Origin of the sequence: Streptomyces sp. WAC05292 (genome assembly GCF_003949955.1) — a bacterium.
Taxonomy (GTDB): domain Bacteria; phylum Actinomycetota; class Actinomycetes; order Streptomycetales; family Streptomycetaceae; genus Streptomyces; species Streptomyces globosus.
The window spans coordinates 1-2,387 of the sequence record NZ_RPSE01000614.1; the positions used below are offsets into that span (position 1 = coordinate 1).

A 2,387-nucleotide genomic window follows, 5' to 3' on the forward strand; every position below is an offset into this window, starting at 1 on the left:
GATCCCCGGGCTGCCCCGCCCCGGCACCTCGGACGCGGTCACCGCCCTGCGCACCCTCGCCGACGCCGAACGCGTCCTGCGCGCCGCGCCGGACGCCCGGCGCACCGTCGTCCTGGGCGGCGGGCTCCTCGGAGTGGAGGCCGCCGCCGCGCTGACCCGGGCGGGACACGAGGTGGCGCTCGTCCACCGCGGGCCCCACCCCCTGCACCGGCACCTGGACGCCGCGGCCGGCAGGCTGCTCGCCGGCCGGCTGGCCGGCCTGGGCGTCGAGGTCCACTGCGGGAGGCAGGCCGCCGCGTACTGCGCCGGCAAGCTCACCCTCGACGACGGCGCCGTCCTGGCCGCCGACACCCTGCTGCTGTGCACCGGCGCGGTGCCCGACACGGCCCTGGCCAGCCGGGCCGGCCTCGCCGTCGGCACCGGCGTGCTCGTCGACGGGCGGCTGCGCACCGGGGACCCGCACATCCACGCGATCGGCGACTGCGCCGAGCACCCGGACGCCGCGGCCGGCCACCTCGAACCCGCCTGGGAGCAGGCGGAGTCGCTGGCCCGGCAGCTGACCGGGGCCGCACCGCGGGAGGCCGGCTACCGGGGCACCCGGCGCGTCACCCGGCTGCGGGTGCCCGGCATCGACCTGGTCCGCCTCGGCGGCAGCGGTTCCGGCGCCGGCGCGGGGGCCGGCGCGGGGGCCGGCGAAGTGGTCACCGTCGCCGACCCGGCGCGCGGCCGGTACGCCCGGCTCACCCTGCACGGGCAGCGCGTCACCGACGCGGTGCTGCTGGGCCTGCCCCGGGCCATCGCCGCCCTGAGCCGGCTGCACGAGCACGGCCTGCCCGTCCCGGCCGACCGCCTGGAATTCCTGCTCGGCATCGAACCGGCGCCGCCCGGCGCCGGTGAACTTCCCGGCGACGCCGTCGTCTGCCGCTGCAACAACGTCACCAAGCACGCCATCACCGAGGCCTGCCGGGCCGGCGCCGCCGATGTGGAGCAGGTCGCCGCCGCGACCCGCGCCACCACCGGCTGCGGCGGCTGCACGAGCACCGTGCGCTCGCTGTGCGGGACGGTCCGGACCGGAGGGAGCACGTCATGACAGGGAAGAACCGCACGCTCGTGGTGGCCGGACACGGCATGGCCGGGCACCGCCTGGTGGAGGAGCTCCGCACGCTCGACTCGGCGGGCTCCTGGCGGGTGGTGGTCCTCGCCGAGGAGCCGCACGCCGCGTACGACCGGGTGGCGCTCTCCTCGTACCTGGAGGGGCGCAGCGCCGCCGACCTCGGCCTGCCCTCCCCCGGCCTCGCGTCCGACCCTCGGGTGGCGCTCCGGCTGGCCACGGGCGCCGCCTCGATCGACCGAGCCGCCCGTACGGTGACCACCACCGCGGGCGACACCGTCGGCTACGACGCCCTGGTGCTGGCCACCGGCTCGAAGCCGTTCATCCCCCCGGTGCCGGGGCACGACCTGCCGGGCTGCTTCGCGTACCGCACCCTCACCGACCTCGACGCGATCCGGGAGGCGGCCGTCCCCGGCCGCCCCGGCGTGGTCATCGGCGGCGGCCTGCTGGGCCTGGAGGCGGCCAACGCACTCCGGCTGCTCGGCATGGAGCCGCACGTGGTGGAGCTCGCCCCGCGCCTGATGCCGATGCAGGTGGACGCGGCCGGCGGCGGCGTCCTCGGGCGCCGGGTGGAGGACCGCGGGCTGCGGGTGCACTGCGGGGTCGCGACGGCCTCGGTCGAGGCGGGCCCGGACGGCCGCGCCCGCGCGGTGGCCCTGGCCGACGGAACGGAGCTGGAGGCGGCCGTGGTGGTCTTCTCGGCCGGCGTCCGCCCCCGCGACGAACTGGCCGGCCCGGCGGGCCTGGAGCGCGGGGAGCGCGGCGGATTCCTGGTGGACGGGCTGTGCCGTACCGCCGACGAGCGGGTCTGGGCGGTCGGGGAGTGCGCGGCGGTCTCCGGCCGCTGCTACGGGCTGGCCGCGCCGGGCTACCGGATGGCGGAGTCGGTGGCCCGGCAGCTGTGCGGCCTCGGCGGGGATCCGTTCGGGGAGGCGGACATGTCGACGCGGCTGAAGCTGCTCGGCGTCGAGGTCGCGAGCTTCGGCGACGCACACGCGGGCACCGACGGCGCCCTGGAGCTGAGCCGTCTCGACGAGACGCGGGGCACGTACGCGAAGGTCGTGCTGGGCTCGGACGGCCGCACCCTGCTGGGCGGGATCCTGGTCGGCGACGCCGCGGCATACGGGGAGCTGCAGCCCTTCGTGGGGCGGGCGCTGCCGTCGGCGGGGCACCGGCTGCTGGCGGCGGCGGGGTGAGCCCCCGCCCGCCGCGGCCCGCGCGCGCGGGCATGGCGGCGCCCTTCGGGTCGGGTGACCCGAAGGGCGCCGCCATGCCC

The 2,387-nt window shown here is 78.7% G+C and carries 2 protein-coding genes; both read left to right on the forward strand.

Annotated features, from left to right (window positions below):
- A partial coding sequence (locus EF903_RS31660; RefSeq protein WP_148142632.1) for an FAD-dependent oxidoreductase occupies positions 1 to 1,090 on the forward strand: 1,090 nt, incomplete at its 5' end.
- Positions 1,087 to 2,307: an FAD-dependent oxidoreductase gene (locus EF903_RS31665; protein ID WP_125548412.1), complete on the forward strand. Its 1,221-nt coding sequence runs from the start codon at positions 1,087 to 1,089 to the stop codon at positions 2,305 to 2,307. The genes EF903_RS31660 and EF903_RS31665, both read left to right, overlap by 4 nt.
- The last annotated feature ends 80 nt before the right edge of the window (positions 2,308 to 2,387 follow it).

Bases quoted from the DNA above. Each gene is read 5' to 3' on its own strand.
- EF903_RS31665 (WP_125548412.1), top strand. From the start codon at position 1,087: ATGACAGGGAAGAACCGCACGCTCGTGGTGGCCGGACACGGCATGGCC.